Origin of the sequence: Microbacterium sp. JAI119, assembly GCF_013410135.1 — a bacterium.
GTDB classification, from domain to species: domain Bacteria; phylum Actinomycetota; class Actinomycetes; order Actinomycetales; family Microbacteriaceae; genus Microbacterium; species Microbacterium oxydans.
The window spans coordinates 549,870-562,334 of sequence record NZ_JACCCK010000002.1; the positions used below are offsets into that span (position 1 = coordinate 549,870).

Here is a 12,465-nt window from a genome sequence, read left to right on the forward strand (position 1 = left end):
AGACTCGGCACATGGCACTTCTGGATCACCTCGGCATCACCGTGACCGACCTCGAACGCGGCAGGGCGCAGTTCCATCCCGTGCTCTCCGCCCTCGGGTATGTCAGCGGCGGAGCGAACGATCATTCGATCTCATGGAACAACGGCGACGAGACCGAGATCATCCTCTACACCTGGGATGACGACGCCACTCCGCACCGGCACGGCCGCGTGGGCTGGCAGCACATCGCGTTCGCGGTGCCCTCGCGCGAAGACGTCGAACGCCTGCACGCGATCGCGGAGGATTCCGGCTGGACGGCTGTGCGCGAACCCAAGGAGTACCCCCGCTATTCGGAGCGCTACTTCGCCTCCTTCGTCGAAGACCCCGACGGCATCCGGATCGAGTTCATGTACAACCCTCCTCGCGAGGCGAGTTGACTCCCGGGCGTGTCGCGCCCTAGGGTGGCAAAGCTGTGCCGATCGGTGCAGCACACCAGCCGAGGAGTCGACGGATGACCGCGCAGCGGAACCTCCCCATCGCCGCGGTCTTGCAGCTTCAGCAGAAGCGCAATGACCGCTACGAGTCGTACCCTCCGGCACGCGTCGTGTGACAGCATCCGCTCTCGCAACGCCCCGTACCGTCAGGTCCGGGGCGTTCTTCCGTTGGAGGCTCCCCTGACCTGTGGCTGAAGACCACCACAAGGAAAGGAATCATGGAGAGGCTCTCCGCACGGCTGCTGTCGTGGGCGTCACTGATCGACGAGAAGACACTCGCTCAGGCGCACACCACGGCCCGCATGCCGTTCATCCACCCGCACCTGGCGCTGATGCCGGATGCGCACCTCGGCAAGGGGGCGACGGTCGGCTCGGTCATCCCGACGCTCGGCGCGATCATCCCCGCCGCCGTCGGCGTCGACATCGGCTGCGGCATGATCGCCGTCCGCACGCAGTTCACGAGGAACGACCTCGACGGGCGCGAGCTCGCCGAGCTCCGGGAACAGATCGAGCGCGCCATCCCACTGTCGGCCGGCCGGTACAACCGCAAGGTCGTGGCCACGGCCGAGCCGCGCATCGCCGCGCTCGAGCAGCTGGCAGAGAAGAACGGCTTCGACCCCGCGCAGTACGCCGGGAACTGGCGTCTGCAGCTCGGCACATTGGGATCCGGGAACCACTTCATCGAGGTGTCGGTGGATGAGCTCGACCGGGTGTGGCTGTTCCTGCACTCGGGGTCGCGAGGCGTCGGCAACAAGATCGCCACCCATCACATCGGTGTCGCGCAGCGGCTCGCGAAGCAGTGGTGGATCGACCTCCCCGACCCCGACCTGGCCTATCTCGTCGAGGGCACACCGGAGTTCACGCGGTACATCCGGGAACTGCGGTGGGCACAGCACTTCGCCCTGCTGAACCGGGAGGAGATGATGGATCGGGTCATCCGCCAGGTGTCGGAGTTCCTCGGCACTCCGGTCGAGGAACAGGAGCGGATCAACTGCCACCACAACTTCACAGAGTCGGAGAAGCACTACGGAAAGCAGGTATGGGTGTCCCGGAAGGGCGCCATCCAGGCGGACGCCGGTCGTCCGGGTCTGATCCCCGGATCGATGGGCACCGCCTCGTACGTGGTGGAAGGGCTCGGTGACCCGCAGTCGCTGAGCTCCTCGCCGCACGGCGCCGGCCGGGAGTACTCGCGGTCCGCGGCGCGACGGACTTTCACTCACGAGCAGCTACGTGTGGCGATGGCCGGCATCGAGTTCCGTGACACCGACGCGTTCATCGACGAGATCCCCCAGGCGTACAAGCCGATCGACCGGGTGATGGCGGATGCCGCGAGCCTCGTGTCGATCCGGCACACGCTGCGGCAGGTCGTCAACGTGAAGGGCGATTGACCGGGACTGGGCGGGGCCTCCCCCGCCCAGTCCTTCCTGCACCGACGCGACGGAGAGCGTGTCATCCACGGATCGTGGGCAACCGATATCTTCGGCTCCTGCGCTCTGGCAGGCTTGCCGGATCGATGCGACGATGAGGGAGTGGGAGTCATGAACGACGCGCAGATCTGGACGATGATCGGGTCGTTCACCGTGCTGATGTTCAGCACGCTCACCGTCGTCTCGACATTGTTCGTCCGCATCCTCCGCAGCGAGATCGGGGGCCTGCGTACGGAGATGAACGGCCAGATCGATGGGCTGCGCACCGAGATGAATGCCCGCTTCGATTCCGTGAACACCCGCTTCGATTCCGTGAACACCCGCATCGACGGTCTCGACCGCGACGTGCAGGCGCTCGTCAAACGCACGTTCGGCCTCGACCGCGAGTGACGATGACGCCTCGACACAGCATCGGGGTGCACCCGGCCGACCGCCACGATGCCTTCCCGGAGAACCCGTGCGGCACGGCTGTCCTGCTCCTCGCCGGATCCAGCGGGCGTGTGGAGGTCGAGCGGGCGGAGATGCTGGCACGGCACGGCGCCCGTGTGAGGGCCATCCGCTGGTTCGGCGGCATCAGCCAGCGCCCGGCCCCGCACGAAGTGCCGATCGAGACCTTTGTCGAAGAGGTGGAGTTGCTGCGTCGTGACGCCGATCGCGTGGCGATCTTCGGAACATCGTTCGGAGCGGAGGCGGCGCTGGTGACCGCGTCCCTGCACCCGATCGATGCGACGGTCGCCGTCGCCCCGTCCTCTGTCGTCTGGGCTGGCAACTCAGAGGGGACCTGGTCGTCGCACTGGACCCGTCGGGGTACCCCGATCCCGTTCGTCCCGTTCGCTCCGTCGTGGACGCCGTCGACCGACCCGCCCGAGTATCGTGCTCTGTACGAGTCGAGCGTCGATCGTGACCCTTCGGCCGCCGCATCCGCCGCGATCCGGGCGGAGGACATCGACGGTGTCGTCGTGCTCGTCGCCGGCGGCGACGACCGGGTCTGGCCCAGCATCCGATTCGCCCGCGAGCTCGTCGAACGCCGCACGGCGAAGGGTCTGGACACGACGGTGATCACTCACCCGGACGCGGGGCACCGACTGCTGCTCCCCGGCGAATCGGCCGTGACCGCAGGAGTGACGATGGCGCGGGGAGGCTCTCCCGCCGCCGACGCGGAGCTCGGCGCACTCGCATGGCCGCCGATCGTGAACGCGCTCCACCTGCGGGCCTGACGCTCAGAGCGCCGGCGCGACCTCGACCTCCGGGGCACGATCGGTGAATGCGGTCTTCGGGACGAACACGAGGATCACGGAGGCGACGAGCGCCGTCACCCCGCAGACGATCCACACCGTGAAGTACCCGGCGAGCGAACCGGCGGTGGCATCCGTCGCGCCGGCGGTGCTCGCGACGCCGTGCAGGAGCGCGATGCCGAAGACGCACGACGCGATCGCTCCGCCCACGGTCTTCACCGAATTCGTCAGGCCCGTCGCGACGCCGGTCTGCGTGGCCGGAGCCGCGGAGGCCGCCGCCGCGGGGAGCGCCGCGACCAGTGCCCCGGACCCGAGCCCCACGACCACCATGTTCGTGATGACCTGCGCATAGGAGCCGTGGAACGGCAGGAAGAGGAGGAAGCCGATGCCGACCAGCATCGACGCTCCCATCAGCGTCACCCGCGGTGTGGCACGCCGCGCCACCGCCGGGAACAGCAGCGCCCCCGTGATCATGGCGATGAGGTAGACGCCGATGATCAACGAGGTGGCGAAGCCGGTCGTGCCCAGACCGTAGCCGTACACCGATGGGTCGGTGCGCGCGAACGTCGACAGCGGGGCCTGCGCGCCGAGCACGCTGACGCCGAAGAGCCCGGCCGTGAGGAACACCGGTCCGAGCGCGGGCGAGCGGAACATGCGCACGTCGATCAGCGGGTCTGCGCTGCGCAGCTCCCAGAGCACGAACGGGACCACGAGCAGCACGCCGAGGATCACCACCGCCCAGGACCACGGGTTGGTCAGACCGCCCTCCAGGCGGAGCAGGCTGAGCCCGCCGGTGAAGCAGACGAGGGCGAGAGAGATGAGCACGAGGCCGACCGTGTCGAAGACACCGCCGGTGGGCTCCGGCGATTCCTTGACCCCAAGGAGGATCACGAAGAAGCACACCACGATGAGCACGGCCGGGACCAGCAGCACGACGGTGAGGGGAAGCACGTCGATGAGCGCACCGCCGACCAGGGCGCCGATGATCGCGCCGCCCTCGAGAGCGGCGACGAGCAGCCCCGCAGCCTTGGCGGTGATCGACGAACGACCCTCCATGCGGCGCGAACGCGACCAGATCAGGGCGATCTCGAGTGGAAGCCAGACGACGTAGAAGCCCATCAGCGCCCACGCGGCGAGGAACACCGGGAATGAATCGGTGAAGGGCAGCACCAGCGCCGCGGCCGCCGTGACCGCGGTGGAGATGAGCAGCATGCGCTTGTGCCCGACCATGTCGCCCAGCTTGGCGAAGGCCGGGACGACGAGTGCCGACAGCATCAGCTGCGTGCCCTCGAGCCAGTTCACGTCGGCGTCGTGGATGCCCAGATGGCGGGCGATGTCCGTGAGCATCGGGGTGTAGTACCCCTGCAGCACACCGCTCGTGAACTCCACGAAGGCAAGGAAGCCGACCACGACGGCGAGGGTGCCCAGGGTGCGGGTGCGCGTCATCGCGTCTCCTGCTTCTGCTTCGGGTCCCCCGGCAGGCTCCGAGGGGAGGGTGAGATCACCCTAGCCGTTCGAGCAGCGCCCTGTGGAACCGCTCTCCCCGTTCCAGCGCGGCGATCTCCACGCTCTCGTCGACGCCGTGGATCGACGCGCGCTGCGCATTCGACATGTCCAGCGGCGCGAACCGATAGACCGCGGGTGAGAAGCGATGGAAGTGTCGCGAGTCGGTGGCCGCCATCATCACATACGGGACGGCAGGCACGCCGGGGAACGCGACCTCGAGCGCGTCGGCCAGCAGAGCGAATTGCGCGTTATCGGTCGATGATTCCGGCGACGGTTCGCTCGCTTCGACGACCTCGACCGCGACGAGCGGATCGCGGACCCGCCGGCGCACCCGGAACACCGTCTGCTGCGTGGTCTCCCCGAGCGCGATGCGCAGGTTGACGGTGGCCGAAGCCTGCGACGGCAGCACGTTCGCCGCGGTTCCTCCGGACTGCATCGTCGGCGCGACGGTCGTGCGCACGAGAGCGGCCGGTTCACCACCCAGCGCGGCGAAGATCTGCGCGGTCAGCAGCGGCGCAGAGCCGAGGAACCGCAGCAGGTGGCGAGCCGTGCCCGGCGTCTGCGCGGCCAACTGCGACAGCATCCGGAGGATCGCCTTCGAGGCACGGGGGCGGAAGGTCGTCGGGCCGAGTCGGTCGACAGCCCTGGCGATGCGGCGGACCGCCGTGAGGGTCGGCGGGGCCGAGGCGTGGCCGCCTTCGCCCCGTGCAGAGAGCCGCAGGGTCATCACACCCTTCTCGCCGACACCGATCATCGCGGCCCGTCCGGGAACGAACGGCAAGGGCGCATCGACGACGGCACCGCCCTCGTCGACGACGAGCCAGGGGACGATTCCCCGGTCGCGCAGCACCCGCGCGATCTCCTCGGCGGCGCGTCCGTACGTCTCCTCGTTCCCGCCGAAGGAGAGGTACACGTCGCGGGGCGGGACGAACTCGTCGGCGAGCAGATTCTCGACCGCCTCCAGGATCACGATCAGCGGCCCCTTGTCGTCGAGAGCACCTCGACCGTAGACCGATCCGCCGGCGATCACGCCCGCGAAGGGCGGGTGCGTCCAGGCGTCGCTCTCGTCGACGGGGACGACGTCGTAGTGCGCCATCAGCACGACGGGCCCCTCGTCCGCCGCAGCACTCCCGCTCCCCTTCCAGTGGAACAGCAGGCCGAATTCGGTGTGCCGTTCCAGACGCAGCCTCTCGTGCGTCAACGGGTAGAGCTCGGCGATCAGCGCGACGAACTCCTCGAACGGAGCCGAGCCGCGTTCATCGAGTTCGGCCGACACCGTCGGGATCCGGATCATCTGCGAAAGCCTCTCGGCGATGCCGGGGCGCACGGTCGATGTGGTCACAGCGCCATCGTACCCAGCGGCGGATCCGCTCATCGCGAGCCTTCCGACTGCGTTCGCGCTCGTCCGGCTCGGCGAAAAAGACGAGGATGGACCGAGACGAAGGAGAACGCACATGAGGATCGCCGTCGCAGGAGGAACCGGGACCGTCGGTCGACACACGGTCGAGGCGCTGCAATCGGCCGGCCACGACGCCGTCGTCCTCAGCCGATCCCGAGGAGTGGACCTCGTGACCGGGCAGGGCGTGGGGGAGGCACTCGCCGGCGCGGATGCGGTGATCGATGTCGTGAGCGTCGAGACCCTCAAGGCGAGCACGGCGATCGAGTTCTTCACCGCGGCGGCCGGGAACCTGTCCGCTGCGGCTGCCGACGCGGGTGTCGGACATCTCGTGCTGCTGTCGATCGTCGGGATCGACCGCATCCCGTACGACTACTACGCCGGCAAGATCGCCCAGGAGAAGATCGTCGAGGGATCCCGCGTGCCGTCGACGATCCTGCGAGCGACGCAGTTCCACGAGTTCGCCGGGCAGATGTTCGAGCGGGCGAAGCTCGGACCGCTCCACCTCGCCCCGAACGCCCGCACCCAGCCTGTGGCAGCCCGTGAGGTGGGCGCACGTCTCGCGGCACTGGCAGGGGCGGAACCGCAGGGCCGGGTACGCGACCTCGCCGGACCCCGCGAGGAGCAGCTGTCCGACATGGTCCGCGCTTTCGCTCGACGTCGCGGATACCGCGGCTGGGTGCCCACCGTGAACGTGCCGGGGCCGCAGATGGCGGGGATGAGGGCGGGCCATGCGCTCCCCGGCCCCGACGCCGACCTCGGGCACCAGGGCTTCGCCGAGTGGCTCGCCGCGCAATAGCGTCCTGGAGCCGGTCGGGGAACACGAAGAACCGGGCGGAGGTTGCACCTCTGGTGATGACGCGAGAGCGTCCGAGGAGGTGCGGATGGAACTGACCCTGGTGTCGTCGTCGTTCTGCGGCGCGTGTGCACGGACCAGGACCGTGCTGGCCGAGGCGGCACGCTTCCTTCCCGACGCGACCATCACGGAGATCGACGTCGCGCGAGACCCGGATACCGCCGAGAGACTCGACATCGAGGTCACACCGACGGTGATCATCCGCGACGCCAGTGGCCTCGAAGTGTTCCGCGCCGCCGGCGTCCCGACCGTGCCGCAGGTACTCACCGCCGCGGTCAGAGCGCTCCCGGCCTGAACCTCTTGCGGGCACGACGACCGCGGCGCAGACTGAGCCTCAGCGGCACCGGCCGTGTCGTCCGTGTCAGCCTCCTGGAGTTCTCATGCCCGCTCTCAACCCGTACCTGTCCTTCCGCACCGAGGCCCGCGCGGCGATGGAGTTCTATCAACGCGTCCTCGGGGGCGACCTCGTGGTGAACACGTTCGGGGAGTTCCCCGACATGGTGCAGGATCCGAGCCAGCGGGACCTCATCATGCATGCGCAGCTGGACACTCCGGACGGTCTGGTGCTGATGGCCTCGGACACCCCCGACGGCATGCCCTACGAGAAGCCGCAGGGATTCTGGGTCTCGCTGAGCGGGAACTCGCAGGAGACCACCCGCGCCGTGTGGGACAGGCTCTCGGACGGGGCGACGATCACCATGCCGCTCGACGTGCCCCCATGGGGCGGCCTGTTCGGGATGCTCGTGGACCGGTTCGGCATCCCGTGGATGCTGCACGGCGACCCGGAGGAATGAAGACTCCCCGGCTCAACGCGGCTGCACGGCACGACACGCGAGGTGCAGGGCGAGGCGCGCCTCCGGGTCGGTTAGATCGATCCCGAGAAGCTCCTGCACGCGTCTGATCCGCATGGTCACGGTGTTGCGGTGCAGGCCCAGCGCAGTCGCGGTCGCGGCGATGCCCGATTCGTGGTCGAGGTAGGCCGAGAGCGTGACGAGCAGTTCGCCGCCTCCCTCCCGCAGCGGAGCCAACAGCGATTCCGCCGCGGGAACGAACGTGTCGTTGCCGGTCCACGCGAGAAGGAGCTGCTCCAGTCCGAGACTGTCCACCCGTACGAACCATCCCGTCGCCGACCGCGATGCCGCGATGCGCGCCGCGTCGCCCGCCTCGTCGAGCGTCGTTGCGAGGCCTTCCGAACCGCCCTGGAGCGAGCCGACCCCGGTGGCGACGGCGAAATCGCGCAGCACCCCGAGATGCAGGTCCCGCAGAGCGGCGACGGCCCGCTCCACCTGATCCGGATCCGGCGACTCGGCGAAGGTCAGCCACCCGCTCAGTCCACGACCGGCCGTCGTCGCATGCGCCTCGCCGTCGATGGCGCTGAGGCCGGCGCTGACCGTACGCAGCAGCGAGAAGGAGTCGAGGCGGCCCCGTGCCACCATCCGGAAGCCGAGGTGATGTCCGCTGGTGCGCCACCCGCGCTCGAGCATCCGTCGTTCGACGTCGGCATCCGCCGCACCGTGCAGGTCGACGAAGTCCCGCAGCAGTCCGGACGACACCGCGACGTCGTTCACGGCCGCCACCTCGTCGATCAGGATGCGTGCGGCGACGGCGGGCATCGCGACCTCGGCCGCGACGGACAGCGACTGCACCTGCGCCTCACCGAGCCCCCGGCCGAACAGCACGAGCCGCAGACCGCTGCGCCCCGGGCTGTCCACGCGCACCGATGCGGCCGCAGCATCCCCGATGCTCGTCCGATCCAGCCAGGATTCGAAGCCGATCGCGGCGTGCAGCCGCTCGTCCAGGTGAGCACCCGCCTCCTGGAGCACGCCGGACGAGTCGATCAGCGCAGCTCCGACGCCGAGGTTCGCGGCGATGTGGCCGAGCAGGTCGGCCAGGTCATCGGCGGCGTACTCGAAGGACTGGGCGACCTTGCGCACCTGACTGAGCGTCAACGCATCCCGCGCCTCGATCAGCATCCAGCAGGCCCTCGCGAGCTGGATCGGTCGCTCGACATCGAGCAGGCAGAGGCCGATACGGTCTGCGAGGCGGAACGCGCCCGCGTCGAACGAGGCGGCTCCGGGGAGGGCGAGCCCCGAGTACCCGCGATCACGCAGGCGGCGCAGCAGTGCATCCTGCTGCCAGGTCGATGTCGGCGCTGCCGCCGTGATGATCGCGAGTCGGCCGGTGCCGGCTTCGACCAGCTCTGCCTCACTCGCCCCCACCGCGACGGCATCCCACAGTGCATCCGCGGGTCCGGCGACACGCCTGAGGGCGCCGTTCTCGGAGTGGGCGAGCAGCGCGCTCAGCTGCAGTCTCTCGTTCACGCGGCGTCCACACCCTCGAGGCCGTACGCCGAGGGCAGCACCTTCGCGCGTCGGTCCGCTCTGGCGTTCCACCAGGGAGGCGCCGGGATCGCGAGCACCGCCACCGTGCGCGCGAGCCGGAGCTCGGTCACCTCGAGGATCTCGCGCGATATCGCGTCGACGACCACGATGATCTCCGGCGCCGACGCCACGAGACGGCCATCCGTGAGCACCGCGAGGGTCTCGGAGCGGCTGACCACGCGATGGACTGCGCCGGTGAGACCGCTGATCTCCACCGCGTTCACGTGTGGATCGTGCGCCCAGGGCGATACCGAGATGATGCGACCCTCGGCGAGCAGTTCCGCCCCGAGGACGTCCGCGAGCAGAGGGAGGGGTGCTGCCGAGGCTGCGAGGTAGGCCCGGCCCAGTTCGAGCGCGTAGGCGAGGTGTCCACCGATCGCGTGCTCCGTCAGATCGCCGACCGTGAACCCGCCGAGCACGGCACATCCGACCCCGCCCGCCTGGACGATCGCCGACCGCACCACCCTCTCGGCGTCGATCGCGCGGTGCGCCTCGACGAGCGCGACGCCGTCGGACCCCGTGTCGCACGCGAACACGAGACCGGGCACCTGATCCACGAACAACGACATCTGGTCGAGGCCGGGCACTGCGCGACCGGTGCAGTCCGCGTCGACGATCACGTGTGAACCTGCGAGCGTCAGCGGAGCGAGGCCGTTCATGCCCCCGCCCTCGAGAGAGCAGACGGCCGGCACCGGATGGCCGATCCAGCGTTCGACCGCGCCCAGCAGCCGGGCGAACGGGTTCGCCCCGGGGAGCCGCTCACCGAGCAGCATCGTGGAGCCGACGAAGGCGACACCCAGGCATGGCGTTGCCGGGTCCAGCGCCGCGACCGGTGAGACCTCGATCGGCCAGCCCTCGGCTCCGGCGAGCATCAGCTCGAGCATGGTCGTCGAGCCACCGCCGCCGGAGCCGAGGAGCGCATAGCCGCGGGCGAGCGCCGTGAGGTCGTCGCGCTGCAGCATCATGCGCTCCAGCCTAGGGAGAAACGCCCTCACCCGCGGCCAGCGCTTCGATCGGAGCGAACTCCGCTGCGAGGCCGAACGCCGAAGGTCCGAAGGCGGCGAGGGCATCGGGCGTGCGCATCATCTCCGGAGTGGAGATACCCAGTACCCGGACGCGCTGACCGTACCGGAGCCCTTCCGTCGTGATGGGCTCGGCCGTCTCGTGATCGACCACGCAGATCAGGTCGGGGACGATCGCGACGAGCGTCTCGCCGCGGTGCGCGATGAGGTTCTCGTTCTGGAACGAGATCTCGAACGTGTCGCCCTCGTCCGCGCCCAGCGGTGCGATGACGGCTCGCCCCTTCGCGAATCCCTCGGTCGTGCGGCGTTCGACGTCGACGACCTTGCCGACGCAGAGTTCGCGCAGGTGCGGGTACAGGGTGGTCGAGAGCGTGCGGGCGATCGCCTCGAACGGCGAGCGATGCTCCTCGCGCGCGAGGCGGATCGCGCGACCGAGCGCGAGCGCCATCGAGATCGTGCGTGGCACGGCCGTCCTCCGCACGTCGGCTCCGGTCATCGCATACTCGGCGATGTGCCCGACGCCGCCGAGACGGATGGTGATCCCGCGGGCGAGCCACTCCATCTGCCGGTCGTCGTCGCCCGTGTCGATCACGACCTTCTCGCCCCGTTCGCCGGCGAGGGCGAGGGGCGATCCGTGCACGCCGTACACGGCGAAGGTCTCCATCGACAGCTCGGGAAACGCCCGTCCCATGCCGTCGGCGTCGACCACGGGAAGCCCGGTCTCCGCGGCGACGATGAGCGGGATCATGGAGTTGATGCCACCGCATTCGATCGGCATCGTCGCATCGGCCTTGCGCCCCAGGTGCTCTTCGAGCGTGCGCAGAGCCAGCGTGGGCTCCGTGCCCGCGGGGATCTTCTCGATCATCACGGTCGGCGCCCCCATCTGCGCGGTCGGGATCACGAACAGATCGTCGGGGAGCTCATCCGGGTCGAGGATCGTGATGCTGCCCTCGCCGAGAACGCGCTCGACGAGCATCTTGCCGATGTACGGATCGCCTCCCCCGCCGGTACCGAGCAGCGTCGCGCCCCTGGCGAGGTCGGGCAGGTCGGCGGCCGTGAGCTGCCAGCTCATACGGCGGCTCCCGCCGCAGCGGTTCCGACGGAGACGCTGCCATCGAAGCGGTGCGCATCCATGTCGTACCCGAAGTACCCGGGGCCGACCATCGCGAGCGCCGCCTGCGAATGCCAGCGCTCGTCGGCCGGAGCCGCGATCACCCGCACCCGCTGTCCGTAGCGCAGCGCCTCGGTCGTGATCGGCTCACCCGACTCGCCGTCGAGCACCATGATCAGGTCGGGCGTGGTCGCGAGGACGACGCCGTCGGCTTCCGCCACCAGATGCTCGTTCTGGAACTGCAGGGTCAGCGTCGCCCCGCCGTCGCCGTCGATGCGCGCGCGCCCCCGGGCGAAGCCGGTCGTGGTGGCCCGGTGCACGTCGACCACCTTGCCGTCGAACAGCTCACGCCCGCCGAGCAGATCGACGACGCCATCGACCGGGTCCGTCTTCGCGTCCCGCGCCGCCGTGATGCGCTCGCCGATCTCGATGCATCGGGAGAGCGAGCCCGCCACCAGCGACTCACGTGCGGCGGAACCCGACATCGAGAACCCGGAGATCATGACCGAGCAGCCCATCTCCACGCAGGCCACGCGGGCGATGCGCTCCGTCCAGGAGTTGTCGACCGTCTGCAGTACGCCGGTGTTGCCCTTCTCGTCGCTGAACGCGAGAGGGGAGGCGGTCACCCCGTAGAGGGTCGGGAGCACCATCTGCAGCTCGGGGAAGGCACGTCCCATCCCGTCGGCGTCGACGAGCGGCAGACCGAGTGCTGCGGCGGCCGCGATCGGGATGGTCGAGTTGACTCCGCCGACCTCGGCGCACGCGATGTGGGTGATCGGACGGCCGAGATGGATGCTGAGCGCCTTGACCGGCTCGACGACCTCGGCGAGACTCGGCAGCTTCTCCACCATGACGGTCGGTGCGCCCATCATCGCGACGAACAGCACGAGAGCGTCGTCCGGCACCTCGTCGAGGCCCACGACCGTGACCTCACCGGCGGCCAGCGCTTGACGGGCGAGGAGTGCTCCGATGTAGGGGTCTCCTCCCCCACCCGTGCCGAGGACGGCAGCACCGCGGGCGAGTCCGTCGATGTGCGCAGACGTGATGGTCCAGCTCAT

Annotated in this window: 13 protein-coding genes; 7 read left to right on the forward strand and 6 right to left on the reverse strand. The window is 69.4% G+C overall.

The features are described 5' to 3' along the window. Positions 1-11 precede the first annotated feature (11 nt). From HDC31_RS13620 to HDC31_RS13635, 4 genes are all read left to right on the forward strand, one after another. Entirely contained in the window at positions 12-416 is a 405-nt protein-coding gene (locus HDC31_RS13620; protein WP_113681316.1) for a VOC family protein, read from the forward strand. Between the two features lie 275 nt (positions 417-691). Then, positions 692-1,861, forward strand: coding sequence for an RtcB family protein (locus HDC31_RS13625; protein ID WP_113681317.1), 1,170 nt, complete (start codon positions 692-694; stop codon positions 1,859-1,861). Between the two features lie 150 nt (positions 1,862-2,011). Further along, positions 2,012-2,290: a hypothetical protein gene (locus tag HDC31_RS13630; RefSeq protein WP_218867779.1), complete on the forward strand. Its 279-nt coding sequence runs from the start codon at positions 2,012-2,014 to the stop codon at positions 2,288-2,290. A 2-nt stretch (positions 2,291-2,292) separates the two neighbouring features. Continuing rightward, positions 2,293-3,117: an acyl-CoA thioester hydrolase/BAAT C-terminal domain-containing protein gene (locus tag HDC31_RS13635; RefSeq protein WP_179516209.1), complete on the forward strand. Its 825-nt coding sequence runs from the start codon at positions 2,293-2,295 to the stop codon at positions 3,115-3,117. A gap of 3 nt (positions 3,118-3,120) precedes the next feature. Here HDC31_RS13635 and HDC31_RS13640 read toward each other — a convergent pair whose 3' ends face one another. Both HDC31_RS13640 and HDC31_RS13645 read right to left on the reverse strand, forming a co-directional pair. Then, the gene (locus HDC31_RS13640; protein ID WP_179516210.1) at positions 3,121-4,581 is read right to left on the reverse strand and encodes an MFS transporter; all 1,461 of its coding nucleotides are present in this window, start codon (positions 4,579-4,581) and stop codon (positions 3,121-3,123) included. 55 nt (positions 4,582-4,636) lie between these two features. Continuing rightward, positions 4,637-5,983 carry a M20/M25/M40 family metallo-hydrolase gene (locus HDC31_RS13645; RefSeq protein WP_082738403.1) on the reverse strand — a complete coding sequence of 449 codons (1,347 nt, stop codon included), beginning with the start codon at positions 5,981-5,983 and terminating at the stop codon, positions 4,637-4,639. Positions 5,984-6,095: 112 nt separating this feature from the next. Here HDC31_RS13645 and HDC31_RS13650 point away from each other — a divergent pair, with 112 nt between their 5' ends. The 3 genes from HDC31_RS13650 to HDC31_RS13660 all read left to right on the forward strand — a co-directional run bounded on the left by HDC31_RS13650 (position 6,096) and on the right by HDC31_RS13660 (position 7,687). Next, positions 6,096-6,836: an SDR family oxidoreductase gene (locus HDC31_RS13650; RefSeq protein ID WP_113681524.1), complete on the forward strand. Its 741-nt coding sequence runs from the start codon at positions 6,096-6,098 to the stop codon at positions 6,834-6,836. Positions 6,837-6,921: 85 nt separating this feature from the next. Next, a complete protein-coding gene (locus tag HDC31_RS13655) occupies positions 6,922-7,188 on the forward strand; it encodes a thioredoxin family protein (protein ID WP_061015541.1) in 267 nt (88 codons plus the stop codon). An 85-nt stretch (positions 7,189-7,273) separates the two neighbouring features. Further along, a complete protein-coding gene (locus HDC31_RS13660; protein ID WP_113681525.1) occupies positions 7,274-7,687 on the forward strand; it encodes a VOC family protein in 414 nt (137 codons plus the stop codon). Positions 7,688-7,699: 12 nt separating this feature from the next. On the opposite strand, the gene HDC31_RS13665 is transcribed toward HDC31_RS13660, so the two are convergent. Genes HDC31_RS13665 through HDC31_RS13680 form a run of 4 tightly spaced genes read right to left on the reverse strand, consistent with a single transcriptional unit; the run spans position 7,700 to position 12,465 of the window. Beyond that, positions 7,700-9,214 (reverse strand): CdaR family transcriptional regulator, encoded by a 1,515-nt coding sequence (locus tag HDC31_RS13665; RefSeq protein WP_113681526.1) that lies wholly within the window; start codon positions 9,212-9,214, stop codon positions 7,700-7,702. Then, positions 9,211-10,239, reverse strand: coding sequence for a DUF917 family protein (locus HDC31_RS13670; protein WP_046747272.1), 1,029 nt, complete (start codon positions 10,237-10,239; stop codon positions 9,211-9,213). Before HDC31_RS13670 ends, HDC31_RS13665 begins: the two co-directional genes overlap by 4 nt. Before the next feature lie 10 nt (positions 10,240-10,249). Next, a complete protein-coding gene (locus HDC31_RS13675; RefSeq protein WP_113681527.1) occupies positions 10,250-11,368 on the reverse strand; it encodes a DUF917 domain-containing protein in 1,119 nt (372 codons plus the stop codon). After that, positions 11,365-12,465, reverse strand: a complete 1,101-nt coding sequence (locus HDC31_RS13680; protein WP_061015545.1) for a DUF917 domain-containing protein — start codon at positions 12,463-12,465, stop codon at positions 11,365-11,367. Before HDC31_RS13680 ends, HDC31_RS13675 begins: the two co-directional genes overlap by 4 nt.